Origin of the sequence: Corynebacterium halotolerans YIM 70093 = DSM 44683, from assembly GCF_000341345.1 — a bacterium.
GTDB classification, from domain to species: Bacteria; Actinomycetota; Actinomycetes; order Mycobacteriales; family Mycobacteriaceae; genus Corynebacterium; species Corynebacterium halotolerans.
In genome coordinates, this window is sequence record NC_020302.1 from 958,709 (window position 1) to 984,123 (window position 25,415).

Annotated in this window: 20 protein-coding genes; 13 read left to right on the forward strand and 7 right to left on the reverse strand. The window is 69.0% G+C overall.

The annotated features are described in order from the left end of the window. Window positions 1-42: 42 nt before the first annotated feature. Entirely contained in the window at window positions 43-912 is an 870-nt protein-coding gene (locus A605_RS04545; protein WP_015400326.1) for a sulfurtransferase, read from the reverse strand. A 66-nt stretch (window positions 913-978) separates the two neighbouring features. On the opposite strand from A605_RS04545, the gene A605_RS04550 reads away from it, so the two are divergent. The 6 genes from A605_RS04550 (at window position 979) to A605_RS04575 (ending at window position 8,905) form a co-directional block, all read left to right on the forward strand. Beyond that, a complete protein-coding gene (locus A605_RS04550; protein WP_015400327.1) occupies window positions 979-1,827 on the forward strand; it encodes a TatD family hydrolase in 849 nt (282 codons plus the stop codon). Between the two features lie 378 nt (window positions 1,828-2,205). After that, window positions 2,206-3,351, forward strand: a complete 1,146-nt coding sequence (locus tag A605_RS04555; protein ID WP_015400328.1) for a resuscitation-promoting factor — start codon at window positions 2,206-2,208, stop codon at window positions 3,349-3,351. A gap of 73 nt (window positions 3,352-3,424) precedes the next feature. Further along, window positions 3,425-4,327: a 16S rRNA (adenine(1518)-N(6)/adenine(1519)-N(6))-dimethyltransferase RsmA gene (rsmA, locus tag A605_RS04560; protein ID WP_015400329.1), complete on the forward strand. Its 903-nt coding sequence runs from the start codon at window positions 3,425-3,427 to the stop codon at window positions 4,325-4,327. Continuing rightward, on the forward strand, window positions 4,324-5,283 hold the full coding sequence (locus tag A605_RS04565; RefSeq protein WP_015400330.1) for a 4-(cytidine 5'-diphospho)-2-C-methyl-D-erythritol kinase: 960 nt from the start codon (window positions 4,324-4,326) through the stop codon (window positions 5,281-5,283). The genes rsmA and A605_RS04565 overlap by 4 nt, the downstream gene beginning before the upstream one ends. 32 nt (window positions 5,284-5,315) lie before the next feature. After that, complete coding sequence (locus A605_RS04570; RefSeq protein WP_015400331.1) at window positions 5,316-7,136, forward strand: ABC-F family ATP-binding cassette domain-containing protein; 1,821 nt, start codon at window positions 5,316-5,318, stop codon at window positions 7,134-7,136. Further along, window positions 7,136-8,905, forward strand: a complete 1,770-nt coding sequence (locus A605_RS04575) for an alpha/beta hydrolase (protein WP_015400332.1) — start codon at window positions 7,136-7,138, stop codon at window positions 8,903-8,905. Before A605_RS04570 ends, A605_RS04575 begins: the two co-directional genes overlap by 1 nt. Here A605_RS04575 and nirD read toward each other — a convergent pair. Both nirD and nirB read right to left on the reverse strand, forming a co-directional pair. After that, window positions 8,902-9,258, reverse strand: coding sequence for a nitrite reductase small subunit NirD (gene nirD / locus A605_RS04580; protein WP_015400333.1), 357 nt, complete (start codon window positions 9,256-9,258; stop codon window positions 8,902-8,904). The genes A605_RS04575 and nirD overlap by 4 nt on opposite strands. 2 nt (window positions 9,259-9,260) lie before the next feature. After that, on the reverse strand, window positions 9,261-11,801 hold the full coding sequence (gene nirB, locus A605_RS04585) for a nitrite reductase large subunit NirB (RefSeq protein ID WP_015400334.1): 2,541 nt from the start codon (window positions 11,799-11,801) through the stop codon (window positions 9,261-9,263). 206 nt (window positions 11,802-12,007) lie between these two features. Here nirB and A605_RS04590 point away from each other — a divergent pair, with 206 nt between their 5' ends. Both A605_RS04590 and ppk2 read left to right on the forward strand, forming a co-directional pair. Beyond that, window positions 12,008-12,334: a putative quinol monooxygenase gene (locus A605_RS04590; protein ID WP_015400335.1), complete on the forward strand. Its 327-nt coding sequence runs from the start codon at window positions 12,008-12,010 to the stop codon at window positions 12,332-12,334. Between the two features lie 96 nt (window positions 12,335-12,430). Next, a complete protein-coding gene (gene ppk2, locus A605_RS04595; protein ID WP_015400336.1) occupies window positions 12,431-13,324 on the forward strand; it encodes a polyphosphate kinase 2 in 894 nt (297 codons plus the stop codon). 122 nt (window positions 13,325-13,446) lie between these two features. Here the strand turns inward: ppk2 and A605_RS04600 are convergent, their stop codons facing one another. Next, a complete protein-coding gene (locus A605_RS04600) occupies window positions 13,447-14,244 on the reverse strand; it encodes a Cof-type HAD-IIB family hydrolase (protein WP_015400337.1) in 798 nt (265 codons plus the stop codon). A 56-nt stretch (window positions 14,245-14,300) separates the two neighbouring features. Between A605_RS04600 and A605_RS04605 the strand changes: the two genes are divergently transcribed. Next, on the forward strand, window positions 14,301-15,347 hold the full coding sequence (locus A605_RS04605) for a 3-hydroxyisobutyryl-CoA hydrolase (protein WP_034991076.1): 1,047 nt from the start codon (window positions 14,301-14,303) through the stop codon (window positions 15,345-15,347). Continuing rightward, window positions 15,344-16,060 carry a DUF1648 domain-containing protein gene (locus tag A605_RS04610; protein ID WP_015400339.1) on the forward strand — a complete coding sequence of 239 codons (717 nt, stop codon included), beginning with the start codon at window positions 15,344-15,346 and terminating at the stop codon, window positions 16,058-16,060. Before A605_RS04605 ends, A605_RS04610 begins: the two co-directional genes overlap by 4 nt. Here the strand turns inward: A605_RS04610 and A605_RS04615 are convergent. Then, window positions 16,057-17,361, reverse strand: coding sequence for a DUF6882 domain-containing protein (locus tag A605_RS04615; protein WP_015400340.1), 1,305 nt, complete (start codon window positions 17,359-17,361; stop codon window positions 16,057-16,059). The two genes, A605_RS04610 and A605_RS04615, sit on opposite strands and share 4 nt — an antisense overlap. Window positions 17,362-17,561: 200 nt before the next feature. Between A605_RS04615 and A605_RS04620 the strand changes: the two genes are divergently transcribed. Beyond that, the gene (locus tag A605_RS04620) at window positions 17,562-18,917 is read left to right on the forward strand and encodes an alpha/beta hydrolase (protein ID WP_042440298.1); all 1,356 of its coding nucleotides are present in this window, start codon (window positions 17,562-17,564) and stop codon (window positions 18,915-18,917) included. Between the two features lie 161 nt (window positions 18,918-19,078). On the opposite strand, the gene A605_RS04625 is transcribed toward A605_RS04620, so the two are convergent. Then, window positions 19,079-20,596: an IS1634 family transposase gene (locus A605_RS04625; protein ID WP_042440057.1), complete on the reverse strand. Its 1,518-nt coding sequence runs from the start codon at window positions 20,594-20,596 to the stop codon at window positions 19,079-19,081. Window positions 20,597-20,832: 236 nt separating this feature from the next. After that, window positions 20,833-23,031: a malate synthase G gene (glcB, locus tag A605_RS04630; protein WP_015400343.1), complete on the reverse strand. Its 2,199-nt coding sequence runs from the start codon at window positions 23,029-23,031 to the stop codon at window positions 20,833-20,835. A gap of 456 nt (window positions 23,032-23,487) precedes the next feature. Here glcB and aceA point away from each other — a divergent pair, with 456 nt between their 5' ends. Further along, on the forward strand, window positions 23,488-24,795 hold the full coding sequence (gene aceA, locus A605_RS04635; RefSeq protein ID WP_015400344.1) for an isocitrate lyase: 1,308 nt from the start codon (window positions 23,488-23,490) through the stop codon (window positions 24,793-24,795). Between the two features lie 113 nt (window positions 24,796-24,908). Further along, entirely contained in the window at window positions 24,909-25,406 is a 498-nt protein-coding gene (rraA, locus tag A605_RS04640) for a ribonuclease E activity regulator RraA (protein WP_015400345.1), read from the forward strand. Window positions 25,407-25,415 lie beyond the last annotated feature (9 nt).

The following is a 25,415-nucleotide window of genomic DNA, read 5'->3' on the forward strand; positions in this document are numbered from 1 at the left end:
CTCCCGCACCCGCCACCACGACCGCGCAGGATCTCGTAGTGCTCAACCGCGCTGTTCGCCGGTCTCCATCGGCAGGGAGGGGTCGGCGGTCCACTCGGTCAGTGAACCGTCGTAGACGGCGACGTCGTCGCGGCCGAGGCGGGCCAGCTGGAAGGCCTCGAAGGTGGCGGCGATCCCGCCGCCGCAGTAGGTGATCGGGGTCTTGTCCTCGTCGAGGGCACCGGCCTGGAGGAAGCCCTGTCGGGTCTCGTCCGGGTCCTTGGCGCGGCCGTCGTCAGAGGTCAGCGTCTGAAAGGGGATGTTGACGGCGCCGGGGATGCGGCCCGGGCGGGCGTAGTCGTCGGATTCCCCGGTGAAGGTCGCGGCGTCGAGGGAGTGGATGAGCACGACCGAGTCGTCCCCGAGGGCCGCGCGCACCCGCTCCAGGTCGGCGTAGAGTTCCGGCCGACGGCGGGCGGTGAACGTGGCGACCGTGGGGGTTTCGTCACCGGTGTCCACCTCGTACCCGGCGGCCTGCCACGCGGGGAAACCGCCGTCGAGGACGGAGACCCGGTCATGGCCCTCGAGCCGGAGGTTCCACCACAGGCGGGTGGCCCACATCATCGGCCCGTGGTCGTAGACGATGACGTGGGAGTCGTCCGAGACGCCCAGGGCGCCGATCCGTTCAGCGAAGCGCTCGGAGGGCAGGGCGGTGGCGTTGAGCCCGGAGGTCTCGTCCGCCAGCTCGCCCAGCAGGTCGGCGTGGACGGCGCCGGGGATGTGGCCGCGGCGGTACATGTCCCGGCCGGAGCCGTCGGCCGGTGGCGTGCCGAAGGCGGTGGCGGCGTCGAGGACCACCACGTCCGGGTCGTCGAGGTGGTCGTTGAGCCACGCCGCGTCGATGAGCAGGGGAGTCTGGTTACTGGTGGCCATGGCCCCAGGCTAGTGATCCGCGGGCGGGTGCGTCAGGACCCCGGTCCCTCGGTACACTCGGCACCCATGTCGAAGAAGAAGCCCCGTCCGACACCCGTGCCCGCGGATCCCCTCCCGGGGATCGTCGACGCCCACACCCACCTCGCCTCAGCGGGGGCACGCACCCCGGAGGAGGTCGCCGCGATCGTGGATCGCGCGGTGTCCGCCGGCGTGGAGAAGATCTGCACCGTCGGCGACGGACTGGCCGAGGCGGAGCTGGCCCTGTCTGCCGCCCAGCACCACGAGCGGGTGTACGCGGCCTGCGCGATTCACCCGACGCGCGCGCACGAGCTGGACGACGCCGCGAAGGCGCGCCTGACCGAGATGGCGCGCGACCCGCGGTGCGTGGCGGTGGGGGAGACCGGCCTGGACACCTACTGGATCACCCACGAACCGGACCGCACGGCCCCGCTCGACGTCCAGGAGGAGGCGCTGCGCTGGCACATCGACCTGGCGGTGGAGACCGGCAAGGCGCTGATGCTCCACAACCGCGAGGCCGACGCCGACCTCATGCGCGTGCTCGCCGACGCGCCCACCCCGCGGCACACCATCCTGCACTGCTTCTCCTCCCCGCTGGACGTGGCGAAGGAGGCCCTCGACCGGGGCTACATCCTCAGCTTCGCGGGCAACATCACCTTCAAGCGCAACACGGAGCTGCGCGAGGCCGCCGGACTCACACCCGCCGGTCAGTTGCTCATCGAGACGGACGCGCCCTACATGACGCCCGAGCCCTTCCGCGGCGCCCGCAACGAGCCGTCGCTCGTCGGCCACACCGCCTACTGTGTCGCCGAGGCCCGCGGCATGGATCCGGGGGAACTGGCGGAGGAGCTGTCCGCCACCTTCGACGAGGTCTACGGGCTGAACGTGCGCGGCTGAACGCCCGCGGTCACCGGCCCTCGACGTCCCCGGGATCCCGCCTGCGCGAAGTTCTCCCCGACGGCCGGATCGGCCGGCACCTGTGCTCCCGATCAGGGTCGGTCCGGGCAAACCGTCCGGTAATTGTGTCCATTATCACACTTCCGTTTGCCCTGCGTGAATGAAGCCGCCGGGAGTGGAGGGAGCGGTGTTCCGGCTGTGGTTCGAGCGTATCGATTCCACTCGACGAGGCGGAACTGTTACCGTACCGTTATTCGAAGCGCCTCGGGGGTATCCCGCGGCCGAGAACGCCGAAGAGCGGACCAGCAGTACCGAGAACCGGTCCCCGACGCACGCGGGGCCGATCGACACCGAGTGAGATCGAGACAGAAACTCCCCATGGGACTTCAGAGCACTTCAGGAATCAAGCGGATCAACAACAGCGCCTCCGTGCCCCTGCGCCTGGCCACCGGCGGCGTCCTGGGCACCCTGCTCGTCGGTGGCGTCGTCGCCGTCGGCGCCCAGAAGGACGTCATCGTCGACGTCAACGGCGAGCAGCTCACCCTGAGCACGTTCTCCGGCGACGTCGAGGGGGCGCTGCGGGCCGCCGGCGTCGAGATCGGCGACCAGGACCTGGTGTACCCGGCCCCGTCGGAGTCGCTCGCGGACGACGAGACCATCACCGTGCGCACCGCCAAGCCGGTCGCCGTGGTCATCGACGGCGAGGAGACCGACCTGACCTCCACCGCGCTGACCGTCGAGGACCTCCTCGGCCAGTTCGAGGGCATCACCCCGGCCGCCGAGGTCACCGCGGAGGGGGACACCCCCGTCATCGAGGGCATGCGCCTGGAGGTGACCACCCCGAAGATCGTCGCCATCGACGACGGCGGGAAGGTCTCCTACACCTCCATCGCCGCGAAGACCGTCGGTGATGTCCTCGAGGCCCGCGACATCGGGCTCGGCGGGCACGACATCGTCACCCCGGCCGTCGACGCCCCGGTCACCGACGACACGAAGATCGAGATCAAGCGCATCGAGATCGAGGAGGTCACCGAGCAGGAGACCTTCGACGTGCCCACCACCTACGTCGAGGATCCCGACGCCCTGGAGGGCGAGGAGACCATCACCGAGTGGGGCGAGTCCGGCCTCAAGGACGTCACGAAGAAGATCACCAGGGTCAACGGCGAGGTCACGGGGGAAGAGATCCTCCACGAAACCGTCGTCCGCGAGGCCGTGCCGGCCGTGGTCTCCCGCGGCACCAAGCCGAAGCCCACCGCCTCCGCCCCGGCGGTCGCGGGCAGCTCCGTCTGGGACCGGCTCGCGCAGTGCGAGTCGGGCGGCAACTGGTCCATCAACACCGGCAACGGCTACCAGGGCGGACTGCAGTTCTCCCCGTCCACCTGGGCCGGCTACGGCGGCACCCAGTACGCGGCCAGCGCCGACCAGGCCACCCGCGAGCAGCAGATCGCCATCGCCGAGAAGGTCCGGGCCGGGCAGGGCTGGGGTGCGTGGCCGGCCTGCACCGCCAAGCTCGGCATCCGCTGACAACACGGCTGACGACGACCCCGCCTCCCGCACCCGCGGAGGGCGGGGTTTCGTGCACTGTAGATTGGTAGACATGACCACCAGCGATGCGACCACCGGGGCGGAAGAACCCACGGCCCAGCTCCTCGGGCCCGTCGAGATCCGGCAGCTCGCCGAGAAGCTCGGCGTGACCCCGACGAAGAAGCTCGGCCAGAACTTCGTGCACGACCCCAACACCGTGCGCCGCATCGTCGCCGCCGCCGACCTGACCGACGAGGACCACGTCGTGGAGGTCGGCCCCGGCCTCGGCTCCCTGACCCTCGCCCTGCTGGACACGGCCGCGAAGGTCACCGCCGTGGAGATCGATCCGCGCCTGGCCGCCGAGCTGCCCGCGACCGTGGCCTGGCGCGCGCCCGACTTCGCCGACCGGCTCACGGTCGTGGAGCGCGACGCCCTGAAGGTCGCGCCCGGGGATCTGGGCGAGCCCACCGCGCTGGTGGCCAACCTGCCCTACAACGTCTCCGTGCCGGTGCTGCTGCACCTGCTGGCCACCTTCCCGTCGATCCGGCGCGTGCTCGTCATGGTCCAGGCCGAGGTCGCCGACCGCCTGGCCGCCGACCCCGGTTCCAAGGTCTACGGCGTGCCCAGCGTCAAGGCAGCCTTCTACGGCGAGGTCCGCCGTGCCGGCGCGATCGGGAAGAACGTGTTCTGGCCGGCGCCGAACATCGAGTCCGGGCTGGTGCGCATCGACCGGTTCGCGGAAGGCGAGGCCCCCTGGCCCATCGACGACGCCACCCGCCGCCAGGTCTTCCCGGTCGTCGACGCCGCCTTCGCCCAACGCCGCAAGACCCTGCGCGCAGCCCTGTCCGGGCACTACGGTTCCGGAGCGGCCGCCGAGGAGGCCCTGCAGTCCGCCGGCATCGACCCGCGGCTGCGCGGCGAGAAGCTCGACGTCGCCGACTTCGTCCGGCTGGCGGGGGTGGGGGTGGACCGGTGACCCGCACCATCCACGCCCGCGCCCACGCCAAGGTCAACCTGCACCTCGGCGTCGACGAGCTGCGCGGGGACGGCTACCACGAGCTGGTCACCGTCTTCCAGTCGCTGAGCCTCCACGACGACCTGACCCTGACCGTCCACGACGACGAACGGGTCGCGGAAGGCTCGATCGTCCGCGGGATGACCGTCACCGGCTTCGACGCCGCGAAGGTACCCACCGACCCGGGCAATCTGGCGTGGCGGGCCGTCGACGCGGTCGTCGACACGGCGCGCGCCACCCACGGCGGGCTCGACCTGCCGGCGGTGGACCTCCACCTGACCAAGGGCATCCCCACGGCCGGGGGCATGGCCGGCGGATCCGCCGACGCCGCCGCCGCGCTGGTGGCCGCCAACACCCTGCTGGATGAGCAGGTCCCCGCGCTCGGCCGCGACGGCCTGCACGAACTGGCCGCGGAGCTGGGTTCCGACGTCCCGTTCACCCTCCACGGTGGCACGATGCTCGGCACCGGGCGCGGCGAGCAGCTCGTCCCGCTGCTGGCGCGCGGCACCTGGCACTGGGCGCTGGTATTCTCCGCCGAGGGCCTGTCGACGCCCGCGGTCTTCGGCAAGCTCGACGATCTGCGCGCCGAGGGGCGCGACCTACCGCCCTCCCTGAACACCGCCCCGCTGTCGAGGGCGCTGACCAGTGGCGACCCCGGGCAGCTCGCGGCGGTGCTGGCCAACGACCTGCAGGCCCCGGCCCTGTCCCTGCGGCCCGACCTACGGCGTACCCTCGACGCCGGACGCCGCGCCGGGGCCCTGGCCGGGATCGTCTCCGGCTCGGGGCCCACGTGCGCGTTCCTGTGCGACAGTGAACTGGCGGCGGCCGACCTCGTCGACGACCTCATCGCCGCCGGAGTGGCCTACACCGGCACCGTGGCCCACGGTCCCGCCGCCGGCGCCCACCTGATCTCCTGACCCACCTCTAGTTAAGGACTCCACCCACCACGATGACCAACCTCATCAACCTCGAGAACGTCACCAAGACGTTCGGGCTCAAGACCCTCCTCGACGGCGTCAGCCTCGGCGTCCAGACCGGCGAGCGCATCGGCGTCGTCGGCCTCAACGGCGGCGGCAAGACCACCCTGCTGGAGGTCATGACCGGGATCGAGCCGCCGGATGAGGGACGCGTGTCCCACAACTCGGACCTGCGGATGGCCGTGGTCACCCAGCGCGCCGAACTCGACGACGAAGACACCATCGCCGACGTCGTGCTCGCCCCGCTCGGCCTGCAGACCTACGAGTGGGCCTCCGACGCCAAGGTCCGCGACGTCCTCGGCGGTCTCGGGGTGGCGGACCTCGGCCTGGATACGAAGGTCGGCGGGCTCTCCGGCGGCGAGCGACGCCGCGTCAACCTCGCCGCCGCGCTGGTGCGCGACCTCGACCTGGTGGTCCTCGACGAGCCGACCAACCACCTCGACGTCGAGGGCGTGCAGTGGCTCGCCGAGTACCTGCTGTCCCGGAAGCTGGCCATCGTCGTGGTCACCCACGACCGCTGGTTCCTCGACACCATCGCCACCCGGACCTGGGAGGTCCACGACGGCACCGTCGACATCTACGAGGGCGGCTACAACGACTGGACCTTCGCGCGTGCCGAACGCGCCCGCCAGGCCGACGCCATGGAGCAGCGCCGGCAGAACCTGGCGCGCAAGGAGCTGGCCTGGCTGCGCCGCGGCGCACCGGCGCGCACCTCCAAGCCGCGCTACCGCATCGAGGCCGCCGAGGCGCTCATCTCCGACGTCCCCGCCCCCCGCGACAAGGTCGAGCTGATGGCCTTCTCGAAGCAGCGGCAGGGCAAGGTCGTCATCGAGCTCGAGGACGCCCGCATCGAATCCCCCGACGGGCGCATGCTCGTCGACCACCTCACCTGGCGGCTGGCCCCGGGTGAACGCATCGGCCTGGTCGGCGTGAACGGCTCCGGCAAGACGACCCTGCTGCGCGCCCTCGCCGGCGATCATCCGCTGGCGGAGGGAAAGCGCATCGAGGGCCAGACCGTGCGGCTGGGCTGGCTGCGCCAGGAACTCGACGACCTCGACCCGGGCCTGCGTCTGCTCGACGCCGTCGAGGAGGTGGCCACCTATGTTCAGCTCGGTGACCGGGAACTGTCGGCCTCCCAGCTGGCCGAGCGGCTCGGCTTCTCGGCCAAGCGCCAGCGCACCCCCGTCGGCGACCTCTCCGGCGGTGAGCGCCGCCGTCTGCAGCTGACCCGGGTGCTCATGGCGGAGCCGAATGTCCTGCTGCTCGACGAGCCGACCAACGACCTGGACATCGACACCCTGCAGGAGCTGGAGTCCCTGCTGGACTCCTGGCCCGGCACCCTGGTGGTCATCTCCCACGACCGCTACCTCATCGAGCGCATCGCCGACTCCACCTGGGCCCTGTTCGGCGACGGCGACCTGACGAATCTGCCCGGCGGCATCGAGCAGTACCTTCAGCGCCGCAAGGAGATGGCCGAGGCCGAGGGCGGTGGTGTGCTCGACCTGGGGGAGAAGAAGTCCGGGGACGGCGGCCGGGCGGACAAGCCCACCGGATCGGGGCGGAGTTCCCAGGAGGAGCGGGAACTGCGCAAGCAGATGAACGCCCTGGAACGTAAGATGAGCAAACTGGATCCGAGGATCGAGAAGCTCAACACGGAGATGGCCGCCGCCGCGGAGGCCCTCGACACCGCCAGGCTCACCGAACTCGACGCGAAACTGCGGGAGCTCAACGATGAGCGCGAGGGCTACGAGATGGAGTGGCTCGAGGTGGGGGAGAAGCTGGAGGGGAACTGATGGCCGGTGCCGGCGCTTCCGCGACCGTGGTCCGGGAAACCGTGGCCCGCGACTCCGCCTGGGTCCGGGTCTGGAACCGCTGGCACCTGCACCCCTGGGGGCTGATCGGCGCCACGATCATGTTCGCCCTGGGGCTGACCCCCTCCCTGCTGCCGCGCGACTGGTTCTACCAGGGCCTGGTCTCCGGGCTGGCCGCCGGCATCGGTTACGGCCTGGGTACCGGCCTGCACGCGGTGTGGGTGCGCTGGCTGCGGGACCGCCTCGGCCCCCGCCTGAACCGCCATCTCGAGGAGCTGTCCGACCGTACCCGCGCGGTGCTGGAGATCGCGCTCATCGTCGTCAGCCTGCTGTGGCTGGTGGGCATGGTCATCTTCTCCCTGCGGTGGCAACGCGGCATCGCGGAACTGACCGGGGCGCGGGCGCTGGGCCTGTGGGAGTACCTGCTGGTCCTGCCCGTCGGCGGCGTGGTGTTTCTGGCCGTGGTCCTGCTCGGCCGCGGCCTGCGGCTGCTGGCCCGCTGGCTGTCGAACCGCGTGCCGAACCGCCTGACGCCCTCAATCCGGGGTGTGATCGCCTGGCTCGCGGTGGCCGTGGCACTCGTCTTCGTCGTCGAGCAGGCCATCCCGGGCACCCTCGTGCGCATCGGTGAGCGGGTGTTCTCCGCCCGCTATGCGGACCCCGAGGAGGGGACGGTCCCGCCCACCATCCCGGAGCGCTCCGCCTCCCCCGGCTCCCACGTCGACTGGGACGGTGTGGGCACCTACGGCGCGCGCTTCCTCAACCAGGGGCTGCACGCCGACCAGTTGTCCGAGCTGACCGGGCGCCCCGCCGAGGAACCGATCCGGTTGTACGCGGGCATCGGCAACGAACCCACCGACGCCGGGCGGGCCGGGCTGATCATCGACGAACTCGAGCGCACCGACGCCACCGAACGCGAGGCGATGCTCGTGGTCGTGACCACCGGCACCGGCTGGGTCAACCCGCAGACGGCCCAGGCCTTCGAGCTGCTCTACGGCGGCGACACCGCGGTGGTCGCCGCCCAGTACTCCGCCATGCCCTCGCCCCTGCACTTCCTCGCGGGCGGGGAGGAGGTGCGCGGTGCCGGCCGGGAGTTCGTCACCCCGATCGTCGACTGGTGGAACGCGCTGCCGGAGGAGGACCGCCCGAAGCTCTACCTCTACGGCGAGTCGCTGGGATCCACCGGCATCGAGGCGGCGTTCTCCGGCATGCGCGACATCGCCAATTCCGTCGACGGTATCCTGCTGACCGGCCCGCCCCGCTTCAACCCGCTGCACACCCAGTTCACCGAGCGCCGGGATCTGGGTACACCCGCCGTGGCTCCCGAGTACTCGGGCGGCCTGGTCGTGCGCTTCGCCGCCCACACGGAGCAGATCCGCAGCTGGGCGGGGGAACCCGCCGAGGCCTGGGGGCCGACCCGCATGCTGTATGTCCAGCACCCCTCCGACCCGGTGGCCTGGTGGACCCCGCAGCTCATCCTGCGGGAACCGGACTGGCTGGAGGAGCCGGCCGGCCACGACCGCCTACCGGCGATGCAGTGGCTGCCGTTCATCACCTTCCTGCAGGTCTCCGCCGACCTGCCGGTGAGCCAGAACGTCCCCGACGGCCACGGCCACAACTACGGCGACGCGATGCTCGACGGGTTCGCCGCCATCGCCGGCCCGGGACGCTTCACGGTAGCCGACGTGGACCGCCTGGAGCCGCTGCTGGAGGAGGCGCTCGGGATGGCGGGGAACAGCGAGTTCGGTTAGGTGGCGGTCAGGTGCACCTCGTCGCCGACGAGGGCCACCCCCCAGGTCCGCAGCCGCACCGACTCGTTGGACAGGCAGCGGCCGTCGGTGAGCCGGAACACCTGCTTGAGCAGGGGAGAGGCCACCGTGGGCTCGCCGTCGTGCTCTCCGACGAGGCCGCGGCTGATCACCCCGGCACCGGTGAACGGATCGATGTTGTCGACGGCGTAGCAGGAGTCCGGGCAGTCACTGTCACCGGTGATCCGGAAGACGGCGATCTGGGTGCCGTCGGGCAGCAGCACCGCGACCCCGAGGTCGGCCTCGAGTCGGACGGCGGGGAAGGTGGTGATGGGGGACACCAGGGTGGTGGTCATGATCAGTTCACTCCTTGCAGGGTCGGCATGGGCAGCGGGACGAGTCGGTTGCCGTCCCGGTGCCGGTCAAACTGGATGGTCCGGTCCTTCTCCTCCGGCGCGTTGACGAAGGGGGTGAAGCGGGAGAGCTTCTCCGGGTCGTCGAGCACGCTCTTCCACTCATCCGAGTAGCTGGAGACGTGGCGCTCGATGTACGCCTCGAGATCGGCCGCGATGCCGAGCGAGTCGTCGACGACGACGGCGCGGATATGGTCGAGCCCACCCTCGGTCTCCTCTATCCAGTGGGCGGTGCGCTGCAGCCGGTCGGCGGTGCGCACATAGAAGCCGATGAACCGGTCGATGCAGCGGATCAGGGTCTCGTCGTCGATCTCGCTGGCGAGCAGCTCCGAGTGCCGCGGTGTCGCGCCTCCGTTTCCTCCCACGTACAGGTTCCAGCCCTTCTCCGTGGCGATCACGCCGACGTCCTTGCTCCGGGCCTCGGCGCACTCGCGGGCACAGCCTGACACCCCCATCTTGAGTTTGTGCGGACTGCGCAGCCCGCGGTAGCGCAGCTCGAGGAGATTGGCCATGGCCACCGAGTCCTGCTGGCCGAAGCGGCACCAGTCCGTGCCCACACAGCTCTTGACCGCGCGCAGCGACTTGCCGTACGCCTGGCCGGACTCCATGCCGGCGTCAATCAGCCGGGACCAGATCGCCGGCAGGTCCTCCATGCGCGCGCCGAACATGACGAGGCGTTGGGCCCCGGTGACCTTGGTGAACAGGTCGTACTCGCGGGCGATCGCGCCGATCTCGATGAGCTGCTCCGGGGTGACCTGCCCGGCCGGCATCCGGGGGACCACGGAGTAGGAGCCGTTGCGCTGGATATTGGCCAGGAAGCGGTCGTTGGTGTCCTGCAGGGCCACGCGGCCGTCGCCGAGCACGTGTTCGCCGGTGTCCAGCGAGGCGAAGATCGATGCCAGGGTCGGCTTGCACACCTCGCAGCCGCGCCCGGTCCCGAAGCGGGCGATGAACTCGGGGAACGAACTGACTCCGGTGGACTGCGCGATCTGGAACAGCTCGGCGCGGGTCTGCGGGAAATGCCCGCAGACCGCCCGTGACTGCTCGATACCCTCGGCCTCGAGCACATTCCGCATCAGTGGGAGGCAGGAACCGCAGGAGGTGCCGGCCCGGGTGCAGCCCTTCAGGGCCTCGACGCTGTGCGCGCCGTCGGCGATGGCCTCGACGAGCCGGCCCTTGGTCACGGCGTTGCAGGAGCAGATCTGGGCGTTCGCCGGGAGGGCGGCCACGCCCACGTCCGGCCCCGCAGAGGATGAGGGGACGAGGAAGGACAGCGGGTCGGCCGGCAGTTCGGTGCCGAGGAGGGCGTGCAGCAGGCTGTAACCGGAGGAGTCGCCGACGAGGATGCCACCGCGCAGGGTCCTGCCGTCGGCGTCCAGGAGGAGCTTCCGGTAGGTTCCGCCGACCGGATCCGTGATCAGGAGTTCCTTCCGGTCACCGGTGGCCTCGATCTCGCCGAAGCTGGCCATGTCCACGCCGAGCAGCTTGAGCTCGGTGGACAGATCCGGCTCCGTCAGTCCCTCGGTGGCCTCGCCGGTCAGTCGGCGGGCCAGGACGTCGGCGGTGGCGTTGCCGGGTCCGATGAGCCCGTGGGTGCGGCCGTGCACGGCGGCGACTTCGCCGATGGCGCTGATGTCCGGGTCGACGGTGGCGCAGAAGTCATCGACGAGGATTCCGCCGCGCTCACCGGTGGGCAGCCCGGCCGGTTCCGCCAGCTGGTCGTTGGGCCGGATGCCGGTCGCGAAGACCACCAGGTCCACCGGCAGCGGAGTCCTCCTGTCCGCCAGTTCCAGGTCGAGTCCACCCGGTCGGGTGGTGGACGCGGTGATGCCGGTGGTCGAGGTGTCCAGGTGCAGGTGCACCCCCAGCCCGGAGACCAGCCCGGCCAGGACCGCACCGGCGGCCTCGTCCGTCTGCTGCGGCATCAGTCGGGGGGCGATCTGGATGACGTGGCACTCGACCCCCATGCCGCGCAGCGCCCCCGCAGCCTCCAGCCCCACGAGTCCGCCGCCGATGACGGCCCCGACGGGGTGGCCGCTCCGGCTCTTCGCGGCGTCGACGGTCGCACGGATGCCGTCGAGGTCGTCGAGGGTCCGGTACGCGAAGCAGCCGTCGAGGTCCGCACCCGGGACCGGCGGGACGAAAGCACGGGATCCGGTGGCGATGACGAGGTGGTCGTAGGCGACGGTGCCCCCGTCATCGCAGTCCACGGTGCGTTCCTCCCGGTTGATGGCGGTGACCCGGGCATTCCGGATCTCCACGTGGCCGGGGTAGGGGTCGTACATCAGCGCGTCGCGGTCCCAGTTGTCCGTGTAGCTGGTCAGGTGCACGCGGTCATAGGCGGGGGAGTGCTCATCCGTGATGGCGGTGATCCCGGTCTGCGGGGCCCGGTCGAGGAGGGCGGTGATGAAGCGGTGCGCCACCGGTCCGAGGCCGGCGATGACGATCCTTCCGGGCGCCTGCCCTGATTGGGGGTTCGTGTCCATGGCGTCATTTCCCTTCGTGGCAGGTGGGGTGATTCCGCCTCCGGGGAGGGAGCCGGAATCAAATATCTATCGGTCGATAGATTAAAACTCCGGACAGGGCTGCGCCAGCGGATGTGACGAGTGCCACCGTGCCCTCGGGGGAGAACGCAGGGGAGGGTTTTCACGGGGAAGGGTGGTTGCGCCGGAATTTGCCTACACTCGGACACATGATTTTGATCAACGTGCGATTCCGCCCCCGTCCCGAGTACGTCGAGAACTTCCGCGAGAAGGTCGACGAGTACACCCAGGCCACCCGCGCCGAGCAGGGCTGCATCTTCTTCGAGTGGGCCCGCAACACCGATGACCCGAACGAGTACATTCTCCTCGAGGGGTTCCAGGACGATGCCGACGTCGCCCACGTCGAGTCCGAGCACTTCCGCAAGTCCACCGAGATGTTTCCGGAGCTCCTGACCGAGACCCCGCAGATCATCAACACCAAGATCCCGGGCAAGACCGAGTGGGACCGCATGGCCGAATTCGGCGTCGAGGAGTAAATCCCCGGGCCGTGATCGTGCCCCGCCCGCCCGGACAGCTTCCGGGCGGGCGGTGTGCTTCCTCCGTCAACCACGGGGCGCGGTATTCTCGGTCCCATGGCCAAGAAAGACCCGTCCGGGCAGAGCAGCGCCCCGTCGAAACTGTCCCGTAAGGCCTACGAGGCCGAGCTCAAGCGACTGCAGGCGGAGCTGGTCGACATGCAGCAGTGGGTCGTCGAGACCGGCGCCCGTGTGGTCATCATCATGGAGGGCCGCGACGCCGCGGGCAAAGGGTCGGCGATCAAGCGGATCACCCAGTACCTGAACCCGCGCACCTGCCGCATCGAGGCACTGCCGAAGCCCAGTTCCCGTGAGCAGGGGCAGTGGTACTTCCAGCGCTACGTCGAGCGCCTGCCCACCGCCGGGGAGATCGTCATCTTCGACCGCTCCTGGTACAACCGGGCAGGCGTGGAGCGGGTGATGGGCTTCTGCACCTCCCAGGAGTACCGCCGGTTCCTGCACCAGGCCCCCATCTTCGAGCGACTGCTCGTCGAGGACGGCATCCTGCTGCGCAAGTACTGGTTCTCCGTCTCCGACGAGGAGCAGCTGCGCCGCTTCCACTCCCGGCTGGAGGATCCGCTGCGCCGCTGGAAGCTCTCGCCCATGGACACGGAGTCGATCACGCGGTGGGAGGACTACTCCCGCGCTAAGGACGAGATGTTCATCCACACCGACATCCCCTCGTCCCCCTGGTACACGGTGGAGAGCGAGGACAAGAAGCGCTCCCGCATCAACGTCATCTCCCACCTGCTGTCGACGATCCCCTACGAGAAGATCGAACGGCCCCTGCCCGTCATCCCGGAGCGCCCCGCCGCAACCGGCGGCTACCGGCGGCCACCGCGCAACGAGTTCCGGTACGTTCCCGACGCCGCCGCAAAACTGGAGAAGGACGCCCCGAAGAAGAAGTCCGGCGGGAAGAAACCGGGGAAAGCCGGCAAGCGGGAGAAATGAGCCGCAGGCGGAGGTGTATTCTCCGACGCCGCCCCAACTGCTGAACAGGGCTGATACACCGGCGGCCCCGAGTGCTACGTCAAGTTATGCACCCGGGCCCGGACCCGCCGGCGGCGTTCGGCCTACATCCCCAGCATCCCGCGCAGCACGGTGATCACACCGTGCTCGGTGTTCGGCGGGGCGATGTGGTCCGCGATCTCCTTGATCCGCGGGTGCGCGTTGTCCATGGCGTAGGCGGTGCCGGCGGCGGTGAGCAGCTCGTAGTCGTTGAGGTAGTCACCGAAGGCCAGCGTCTGGGACCGCTCCAGGCCCAGGGCCCCGCGCAGGGCGGTGAACGCCCGGCCCTTGTCGGCCTCCCGGTTCATGATGTCGATCCAGTGCTTGCCGGAGACCACCACGTGGCTGTCGCCCGCCGCCCCCTCGAGCACGGGCAGGCCGACGGTCTCGGCGTCGTCGTGGGTGAACACCGCCAGCTTGATCACGTCGTCGCCGACGCGCTCGTGCAGGTCGTCGATCAACTCGGTGGCGTGGTAGTACTTGTCCACCTCACCGGTGGAATCGGGGTGGAACCACCGGTCGAGGTAGGCCATCGTGGGCGTGCACAGCACCAGGTCCATCGCGGTGTCGGCGGCACGCACGACGTCGATCACCGAGTGCACGGCAGCCTGATCCAGCGGGGTGGTGGAGACGATCTCACCCCGGTGCGCCACCACGGTGCCGTTCTCGGCGATGTAGGTGCCGGGGTCCAGTTCACCGCCGAACATGTCACGCAGGGTGACCAGCTGCCGCCCGGAGGCCGGGGCCAGCGTGATACCCCGGCTGCGGGCCTCGGCGAGCACGTCCCAGAAGCCCTCCGGGATGGTGCCGTCGCCGTCGAGCAGGGTGCCGTCCATGTCGAGGGCGATGAGGCGGTGGTCCATGGGGGTCCTTTCCAGCTTTCCGCTCACAGGGGAGCGTGATATGTAACACTGTCGTTATGACTGCGCAGACTGATAAGCCCGTACTCGTGTCCGTCCGACAGGCTACCGGAGTTCTGGAGCTGAACCGGCCACGGGCGCTGAACTCGCTCAACCCCGAGATGATCGACATCATCACCGACGCCCTGGCGGACTGGCGTGACGACGACCGCGTGACCCAGGTGCTCATCGTGTCGAACTCGCCGAAGGGCTTCTGCGCCGGCGGCGACGTCCGCCACGCCCGGGACCAGATCCTCGCCGGGGATGAGACGGGCGTCGACGAGTTCTTCCGGACCGAGTACGCGCTGAACAACGGGATCGCCGGCTACCCCAAGCCCTACGCCGCGATCATCGACGGCGTCGTCATGGGCGGCGGCCTGGGTGTGTCCGCCCACGGCTCCCACCGCATCGTCACGGACAAGGCCTTCGCCGCCATGCCGGAGATGGCCATCGGCTACGTCACCGACGTCGGGATGTCGTGTCTGTTCCAGCGCATGACCGGCACGCGCGGCCAGGCCTCCCCGGCGCTGGCGACCTTCCTGGGGCTGACCGGCTACCGGCTCACCCCGGCCGACATGCTCTGGTCCGGACTAGCCACCCACCACGTCAACAGCGAACTCGTCACCGCGCTCATCGACGCCGTCGTAACCGACGGTATCGACGCCGCCCTGGCGGAGTACGCCTCCGTACCCGCCGATAAATCAGCCCTCGCCGGCATGATCGACGACATCGAGGCCACCTTCGGCCACGACACCTGGGCCGGGATCGACGCCGCCCTGCAATCCCACGGCAACCCCGGGTTCGTCGAGCAGGTCCGTGGACTCATGGCCGCAGCGAGCCCCTCGGCGGTCGTGGCCACGGTCGAGCTCTTCGCCGCCAACCGCACCGTCGCCGACCTGCGCGCCGGGCTCGACAACGAGGAGAAGCTCGGCGAGGTCATCCGCCGTCAGCCCGACTTCGTCGAGGGCGTGCGCGCCGTGCTCGTCGACAAGACCCGCGACGCCGCCTTCCGCCCGGCGGACACCGCCGACGTCGACCCGGAGCCGTACCGCGCCGTGCTCTCGTGACGGAGCAGGTGGCCGAGGAACTCAGACCGGTCCCGTGGGGTTGGTACGGCGGGATCGTGGTGGTGACCGTCCTGGCGCTGGTGGCGGTGTGGGCGAATTTCGACTCCATCCCCGATCCCATGCCGGTGCACTGGGGTCCCGGCGGGGAGGCGGACCGTTTCACGGACAAGTCACTGGGAACCGCCTTCCTCCTGGTGGGCCTCGGGCCGGTCATCCTGTTGGCCGCCGGGGCGGGATCGGCGGCGCTGATCCAGTCACAGGCACGCGCGGACGGCTACCCGAAGCGCACCGCCCACGAACTCAACCGGCGGCGGATGGGTGCGAACCTGCAGCAGCCGGCGCTCGGGGCCCTGATGCTCGTGCTGGCCGTCCTCATGGCGGCGTCGACCGCCGGCTCACTGCTGGGATGGCTGGGCGGAGTACCGATGACCGTGCTGCTCATCGGCGGCATCATCGCCCTGCTCGGCTGGTTCTTCGTCCGGATGAAACGCATCGGGGAACACCTCGACGAGGTCTATCCGCCGGATGAGCCCAGGGAGCGGCTGAAGTGGGGGATGTTCTACTTCAACCCCGACGACGAGCGCACCGTGATCGACATGGACGGCGGCAGCATGACCACGTTCAACTTCGCCCGCCCCGCGGCCTGGGGGATCCTCGCGGCACTCCTCGCCCCGGTGGCGCTCGTCGTGGTGCTGGCGGTGATGACGGGTTAGTCCGCCCGCCCCATCTCCGCGGTGACACCCGAGGGGCCGAAGGTCAGGGTGACGCGTTCGCCGGCGGTGGGCAGGGGGATGACCGCGCCGTCGGTGGCGTGCACGAGGCTGACGCCGCGGTAACCGGCGTAGGCGCCCACCGCCCGCCGCAGGTCGAGCGAGGGATCGGCCGGGGCGTGCAGGGTGGCGGTCAGCGCCTGCGCGGTGGGCGGGGGCAGGCGGAGCGCCTCCGCGTCGAGCAACACGATGCCGGTGGTCTCCGGGTTGAGCGGCACCTCGGCGTGGGTCCACAAGCCGGTCACCGGCTTGGCGACGTCCGTCAGCCCCAGCCGGTGGGCCTCCTCGGCGGGCAGGTGCGGGCGGAAGAGCGCGGGGATGCCGTGGTCGAGGCCGAAGCGCTCGAGTCCGCCGATCAGCTGGACGGCCGGGGAACCGGTGAGGTTCGGGTCCGCCCACGCCCAGGTCCAGGTCCCCCCGGTGACGGTGGCGATGACCTGCGCCCGGGCGTGCAGCGCGTCGTCGTGGCGGGGCGAATCGGAGGTGACCTCCGCGGTGGCGCGGGAGAGGTCGACGGTGACCCGGGTGCCGGGGAACAGCCCGTCGAGCAGCAGCTGGTGCTCCGCGGAGTAGTAGAGGGCGTCGGCGCGCACGTCGTCGAGGCGCATGCCGCCGGCGATGTCGGTCACGCGGCCGTCGCGAAGCGTCAGGGCGACGCTCTCGGAAGTGTCGGCGACCGTGACCGTCTCCCCGTCCTCCCAGTAGCCCAGCCCGCGGAAGGCGGCGAAGCCCATCAGCGCGCGGCGGGTGCCGAACCGCTCGTCCAGGGCACTGAGACCGCTGATCAACGCGGAACGCAGCGGGCCGGAGGGCGGGGGATCGGTGACCGCGATGACGGAGATGACCGTGTCATCGTGGGGCGCCAGCAGTACCGGGACATTGCCGAAGAGGGTGCGGGCGGCGCGGACGAGATCATCGGAGGCCGGCTGCGGTTCCCGTAGCTCCGGGATGGAGAAACCCTCGGTGCGGGTGGTGGCCCACGTCCAGACGCCGTCGCGGATGACCGCCAGCCGCACTCCCTGGACCGGGACCGGATCGCCGGTGCGTCCGTGCAGGCGGACCTCGACCGGCGCGTCGAGCTCCCCGGAATCCGCCTCCGGCCCGGGCGCGGTGGGGGCCGGGCCCGTGAACTCCACCCCGGTGACCGGGCCGAAACTCGCCCGCACCGCGGCGTCGATGTCCGCCTGGGCGATCATCCCGTCGGTGATGACGTCGGCAAGCGAGCTCGGGTGGGGTAGTTCCATGACGCGGAGGACCTTTCCGGTACGGCGGGCGGGGAGGACGTTGTCTCCCAGGATAGTTCCCCGCCCTGACCGCCCGGCTGTCGTCTTGTGGTCGATGATCGCGATCAGGGAGAATGGGGGAGTTGCACTGAAATATACGAGGAGATCCTTTGCCCCATTCACGCCGACTGCCGACCGCAGTGACCACCGTGTTCAGTGCCATGGCATTGCTCGCCCCGGTCGCCGCCGCCCCGGCCCTCGCTCAGGACCACGGCATGGATCCGGATGTGGTGAGCAACCCCGCCGACACCCCTGACCGCCCGGAGGGGCCGTCCTCCAGTCTGTCCTCCGTGGTGCCGGACAACCGCTTCAAGTCCTTCAGCTCCCAGGGTTCCTCCGACGCCACCGTCTACGACGGCATCATCGCCGACTACAGGCCGCAGGAGATCAACCCGATGTTCCCCGACGGCCGGGACCACCTGCCGAAAGCGGAGCTCGACATGGACCCGGAGATTCTCGCCCGGCTGGAGACCTGGGCACATGTCGACGGGGAGCGCATCCGGCAGATCAACGCGTACTCGCCGTCAATGGGGCGGACGATTCCGCTGGTGTGGGTCGTGCCCGAGGATCTCAGCGAGCCGCGCCCGGTGGTCTACGCCCTCGGCGGTGCCGACGGCGGCCAGGGGCACGAGAACTGGATCACCCGCAGCAACATGGTGGACTTCTACTCCGAGAAGAACATCCACGTCATCATGCCGATGCTCGGTGCCTTCAGCTTCTACAGCGACTGGCTCGAGGAGCATCCGGATCAGGGCGGGAAGCAGATGTGGGAGACCTTCCTGACCCATGAGCTGCCCGAACCGCTCGAAGACGCCATCGGGGGCGACGGGCAGCGCAGCCTGATCGGCATGTCCATGTCGGGCACGACCGCGTTGCTGTACGCGACGCACCGGCCCGGTTTCTATGATTCGGTGGCCTCGTTGTCAGGTTGCGGCGACACCAACTCCTGGGTGGGCCGCCGCGGCATCGCCTCCACGCTGTACAACGGCAACGGCACCCCGGAGATGATGTGGGGCGAGCCGAACTCCGACTACTCGCGTTACCAGGACGCCGTCGTCAACGCCCACCGGCTGGCCGACCAGCCGAACCTCTATGTCTACGCGGCTTCGGGGCTGGTGGGACCGGCCGACTACCTGGGGCCGAACGCGCCCACGGATGACGCTGCATTCCAGGACCGCTCCTCCGTCGGCTTCACGATCGAGGCCGGATCCAACCTGTGTGCCCACCGTCTCAAACAGGCCACCGACGCGCACGGTATCGACAGCATCTACTACGACTTCGCCACCACGGGCACCCACTCCTGGGACGCCTGGAGCAACGCTCTGAAGGAGTTCTGGCCGATCCAGGCCCGCGGCTTCGGCATGGACGGCGGCGAGATCAACCCGGAGCTCGACGTCGAGACCCCACCGTGGGAGGGCTCCACGGATCTGGACCGCTACAACGATCTGTCGGGCCCCTCGTCCGCGGTCACCGGCGGGTCCTCCGTGCCGCAGCTGTCGTCCCTGTCCTCGTACTAGCGCGGCCGTCGGCAGGCAGTTGAAAAGCCCCGGGCACCGTTATGGCCGGGGCTTTTCGTTGCGCTTTAGGCCTACCGGAGGCCCTCGCGCTCCTTGAACTCGCGGCGGCGGGCGTGGAGGATCGGCTCGGTGTCCCGACTTGGCTCATTTTAGTGCGGTAGTCAGTCGGCAGGGCTGATGCGCTGAATCAGCTCGGTGACGTCGGTGGGTAGCGGGGATGCGGCGTGGACGGTCTGTCCGGCGATCTGCAGTTCGAAGGTGCGGTACTTTTTCAACGTGCGGACCAGGCGCTTCAGTGACAGCCCGGAGCGTTCCTCGAGTAGGTGGCCGACGGCCATCGCGGCCATCACCACGGTCAGGTGGGCATCGATGGACTCGCGTGTGCGGTGGTAGATCGGGCGGGCTTTCAGATCGGATTTCGACATTCGGAAGGCCTTCTCGATTTTCAACAATCGGCCGTAGGCGCCGATGACCTCCTCAGGTTCCAGGTCAGTGCGGGAGGTCTCAAAGCCTTTGATGCCGGCCAGGGCTTTGTTCTTGTTCACCAACGCCCAGTTGACCTGCTTGTTCGGGGCCTTCAGGTCCACAAAGCGGTTGCGTTTGACCGCGATCTTGCCGGCGACGGCTTTCTCGGCCTTGGCGACCTGCTCGTCAATGCCCTTCAAAGTGCGCCTGGCCCTGTCCCAGGAGTACCGGTAGTAGGTCACCCGGTGTGGGGTGCCCTCGGGTCCGCGTCCGGTGCGATCAGCCTCGACCCAAATTTGTTTGTCCTCGTAGTCCTGGTCCGGGTGGTCGCGGCGCCACTGGGCGATGACGTAGGGAAGGTCCTTGAACTTCGTGCCGATGATGTAGTGCAGTCCGGCATCCACGATGGCCTTCTTGTTGCCTGAAGAAAACATGCCCGCGTCCGCGACGACGGTGATGTCATCGACATCGAACGATTCCTGGAATCTTCGGATCATCGGCAGCATCGTCCTCGTTTCGGCCATGTTGCCTTCGAACGCACCCACCGACAACGGGAAGCCGTGGGCGTCGGACAGCAGCCCGACGGTGATCTGCGGCTCCAGCCGGCGCTCCTTGGAAAAGCCGGGCTTATGGAAGTCGTCGGCCTCATCCGTTTCGAAGTACAAGGTGGTCACGTCGTACAGGACCAGGACTCCGGGGCCGATGCCCGCGTGCCTCGCGCATGCCTGGGTGATCTGGTCCCGGAAGTCGGTGGTGGCGTAGGTCGGCAGGTGGCGTTTGATCGTGGCGTAGCTGGCGGACCGCACGCCGACCTCGGCCAGTGTTTCGACCGAGTCCAGTTTCGAGCCGGGTTGGATGATCCGGGCCATCACCAGGTGTTGGAAGACCTCGTCGTAGCCAGCTGCCCCATCTAATCTCAGCACCCGATATGCGCTTGTGATCGCCTCGATCAGGTGACCGGCACGTTCACTGGTCACCGGAACTGGGGCATTCGCACTCCCGGTGCCAGCCGGGGTGGTGTCCACGCCCAGGTCAAAGCTCATTTGGTCACCGTCGACCAGGCGCTGAGCTTTGGCTTTGAGTGCAGCCAGATCCTCCGGCGTGTGGGCTGAGCCGAGATGTTGCATCTGCTTTGATCCGCGACGTTCTGAGTAGACCACCTGCACAGCAGTGGCGCCGGAAGCGGTCTTGACGGTCCCGATGTAGGGGCTCACGAAAGATCAATCTAATCGGCTACCCCGCACCCCACCCCCTTAGTGCAGAAAAATGAGACCCGGCAGACCTAAACGCTCTGGTCTACGTGTCAATATGATCTTCCTCAACCCCAAATGAGCCAAGTCGGGTCCGTGCCGCAGCTGTCGTCCCTGTCCTCGTACTAGCGCGGCCGTCGGCAGGCAGTTGAAAAGCCCCGGGCACCGTTATGGCCGGGGCTTTTCGTTGCGCTTTAGGCCTACCGGAGGCCCTCGCGCTCCTTGAACTCGCGGCGGCGGGCGTGGAGGATCGGCTCGGTGTAGCCGGACGGGGTCTCCGCGCCCTTGAGGAGCAGGTCCTTCGCGGCCTGGAAGGCGATCGAGTAGTCGTAGTCCCGTGACATCGGCAGGTAGGCCGGGTCATCCTCGTTCTGGCGGTCGACGACGGCGGCCATGCGCTCCAGCGACTCGATGACCTGCTCCTCGGTGACCACGCCGTGGACCAGCCAGTTGCACAGCAGCTGGGAGGAGATGCGCAGGGTGGCGCGGTCCTCCATCAGGGCGGTGTCGTGGATGTCCGGGACCTTGGAGCAGCCCACGCCCTGCTCGACCCAGCGGACGACGTAGCCGAGGATGGACTGGCAGTTGTTGTCCAGCTCCTCCTGCTTCTCCTCCTCGGTCCAGTCGGCGGACGGGGCGACCGGGACGGTCAGCAGATCGTGGAGGGAGTCGCGGCGGCCGGCCTTCTTCAGCTCCTCCTGGGCGGCGAAGACATCGACGCGGTGGTAGTGGGTGGCGTGCAGGGTCGCGCCGGTGGGGGAGGGGACCCACGCGGTGTTCGCGCCCTCGCGCGGCTGGCCGATCTTGGCCTCGAGCATCTCGGCCATCAGCTCGGTCTGCGCCCACATGCCCTTGCCGATCTGCGCGCGACCGGACAGGCCGCGCTCGAGGCCGGCGTCGACGTTGTTGTCCTCGTAGGCCTGCTTCCAGGGGGAGGTCTGCATGTCGGCCTTGCGAACCATGGCGCCGGCCTGCATGGAGGTGTGGATCTCATCGCCCGTGCGGTCGAGGAAGCCGGTGTTGATGAACGCCAGGCGGTCGGCGACGTTCATGATGCAGGCGTCCAGGTTGGCGGAGGTGCGGCGCTCCTCGTCCATGACGCCGACCTTGATGGTGTAGCGCGGCAGGCCGAGCAGATCCTCGACGCGGCCGAACAGGTCATTGGTGAAGGCGACCTCCTCGGGGCCGTGCTGCTTCGGCTTGACGATGTAGATGGACCCGGTGCGGGAGTTGCGCAGCGGGTTGCGGACGTTCAGGCCCGGGATGGCGCAGAGGGCGGTGATGACCGCATCCATGATGCCCTCGTAGATCTCCTCGCCGTCGACCAGGATGGCGGGGTTGCGCATGAGGTGGCCGACGTTGCGGACGAACAGCAGGGAGCGCCCGTGCAGGCGGATCTCCGTGCCGTTGCGGCCGATGTAGGAGCGGTCCGGGTTCAGGGTGCGGGTGAAGGCACGCCCGTCCTTGGTGACCTGCTCGGACAGCTCACCGGTGTTGAGGCCGAACCAGTTGCGGTAGCCGAGGGTCTTGTCCTCGCCGTCGACGGCCGCGACGGAGTCCTCGAAGTCCATGATGGTGGTGACCGCGGACTCGAGGATGATGTCCTTGATGCCGGCCTTGTCGTCCCGGCCGATGGGGGAGGTCGGATCGATCTCCAGCTGGATGTGCAGGCCGTTGTGGCGCAGCAGGATGCAGCCCGGATCGTCGATCTCGCCGCAGAAGCCGCGGTAGACGGTCTTGTCCTTCAGGCGGTGCTCCCGGCCGTCGACCGTCGCGGCCAGGTAGCCGTCCAGGATGCTGTACTTCTCGACGTCCGCGTGGGAGGCGCCGTCGAGCGGGATGGCGGCGTCGAGGAACTCGCGCCCCCAGGCGATGACCTTCCGACCGCGGACCGGGTTGTACTCCCGGCCCTTCCCGGCCCCGCCGTCCTCGGGGATGGCGTTGGTGCCGTAGAGCGCGTCGTAGAGGGAGCCCCAGCGCGCGTTGGCGGCGTTGATGGCGAAACGTGCGTTGAGGATCGGGACGACCAACTGCGGGCCGGCCATGGTGGCGACCTCCTCGTCGATGCCGCGGGTGCGGATCCTGTTCTCCGCGGGAGTGGCGACCAGGTAACCGATGTCGCGGAGGAACTTCTCGTGCTCGACCGGATCGGGCCGGCCCGGGTTGGCGCGGTAGTACTCGTCGAGCTGTTCCTGCAGCTCATCGCGGCGGGCCAGCAGCTTCCGGTTGCGGGGGGTGAACTCCCGGACGAGGTCGGCGAATCCGGCCCAGAAATCGTCGGCGTCGACACCCACGGTCGGCAGGACACTGTCGGTGAGGAAGTCGTGCAGGACCTCGGCCACCTGGAGGCCGGCGACGTCGAGGCGCTCGGTGGTGTCCTTCAGCTTGGTCTGGATCATCTCTGCTCCTTGGCAGTGAGGGAGGCGGGGGACTGTCGCGTCGGTGCGATGGCCCAACACTAAGTGATGCCAGTCACCCCGTAAATACTTTTGCCGATTTCACCTCCCACTACCCCTGCCGTGACGGGGGTCTCTGCCCGCCGGGACGGGTGTGAAGGGGGGTAGTCGTGTGTAAGCAGGGCTTTTTCTCCCGCGGTATTTGCGCAGGTTGCGGCGCGTGATTCGAGATGGGCATACGAAACTTGCCGTGTGTGGGATTCGCAAAGTTAGCCAAACACCCCTTTACCCCCGCACACAATTTGGAAGGGGGAATCCATTGACGTGCGGCACACCATGCAGCACGCTGTGAACCACGCCACCACGAACGGTTCGCCGAGACCGTCAGGTGGAATCTCCTCCATCCCCCTCCGGGGCCCCGCCCCGGTCCGCAGAGAAGACAGGAAAGTGAGTCCTCACATGACCACCACCGGCCAGGCACGTACCGCAGCAGAAATCCAGCAGGACTGGGACCTCAACCCCCGCTGGGAGGGCATTGACCGCGACTACACCGCCGAGCAGGTCGCCGAGCTCCAGGGCTCCGTCGTCGAGGAGCACACCCTCGCCCGCCGCGGCGCCGAGATCCTCTGGGACAAGGTCTCCCGTCGCGACGGCTCCTACGTCCACGCCCTCGGCGCGCTGACCGGCAACCAGGCCGTCCAGCAGGTCCGCGGCGGACTGGAGGCCGTCTACCTCTCCGGCTGGCAGGTCGCCGGTGACGCCAATCTCTCCGGCCACACCTACCCGGACCAGTCCCTGTACCCGGCCAACTCGGTCCCGCAGGTCGTCCGCCGCATCAACAACGCCCTGCTCCGCGCCGACGAGGTCGCCCGCGTCGAGGGCGACGCGAGCGTCGACAACTGGCTCGTCCCGATCGTCGCCGACGGCGAGGCCGGCTTCGGCGGCGCACTGAACGTCTACGAGCTGCAGAAGGCCATGATCGCCGCCGGCGCCGCCGGCACCCACTGGGAGGATCAGCTCGCCTCCGAGAAGAAGTGCGGCCACCTGGGCGGCAAGGTTCTCATCCCGACCCAGCAGCACATCCGCACCCTGAACTCCGCCCGCCTGGCCGCCGACGTCGCCAACACCCCGACCGTCGTCATCGCCCGCACCGACGCCGAGGCCGCCACCCTGATCACCTCGGACGTCGACGAGCGCGACCAGCGCTTCATCACCGGCGAGCGCACCGCCGAGGGCTACTACCACGTCCAGAACGGCCTCGAGCCCTGCATCGCCCGCGCGAAGGCCTACGCCCCGTACGCGGACATGATCTGGATGGAGACCGGCACCCCGGACCTTGAGCTGGCCAAGCAGTTCGCCGAGGGCGTGCGCTCCGAGTTCCCGGACCAGCTGCTGTCCTACAACTGCTCCCCGTCGTTCAACTGGTCCGCGCACCTGGACGCCGACGAGATCGCCAAGTTCCAGAAGGAGCTGGGTGCGATGGGCTTCACCTTCCAGTTCATCACCCTGGCCGGCTTCCACTCGCTCAACTACGGCATGTTCGACCTGGCCCACGGCTACGCCCGCGAGGGCATGACCGCCTTCGTCGACCTGCAGAACCGCGAGTTCGCCGCGGCCGAGGAGCGCGGTTTCACCGCCGTCAAGCACCAGCGTGAGGTCGGTGCCGGCTACTTCGACACCATCGCCACCACCGTCGACCCGAACTCCTCCACCACCGCCCTGAAGGGCTCCACGGAGGAAGGACAGTTCGCCACGGTCAACGCGTAACAACCCTCTCCTGAAGGGTCACCAGAGGCAGGGAACGGACCGGACAGTCACCGACTCTCCGGTCCGTTTCTCATTTCCCCCGCAGCTACGCCACCTGAAAGGACCATCAGCTCATGACCACCTTCATCCCCACGGCGGATCTGGTCGACATCATCGGCGCGGACGTCCGCTCCTGCGACACCCAGTTCTTCAACTTCGGCGGGACAACCGAGTTCTGCGGCCCCGTCACCACCATCAGGTGCTTCCAGGACAACGGTCTGGTCAAAAAGACCCTGAACACCCCCAACCCGGGCGGGGTGCTGGTCGTCGACGGTGACTCGTCGAAGCACACCGCGCTCATGGGCGACGTCATCGCCGCCGCGGGCGTCGAGAACGGCTGGGCCGGGGTGGTCATCCTCGGCGTCATCCGCGACTCCGCGGTGGTGGGCACCATGGCATTCGGCTGCAAGGCGCTCGGCACCAACCCGCGCAAGTCCACCAAGACCGAGGCGGGGGAGAAGGACATCGTGGTCTCCTTCGGCGGCGTCGACTTCGTCCCGGGCCACACCCTCTACGCCGACAGCGACGGCATCGTGGTCACCGAAGCGCCGGTGGCGGTGCCGGCGCGGTAGCGGCCGGAC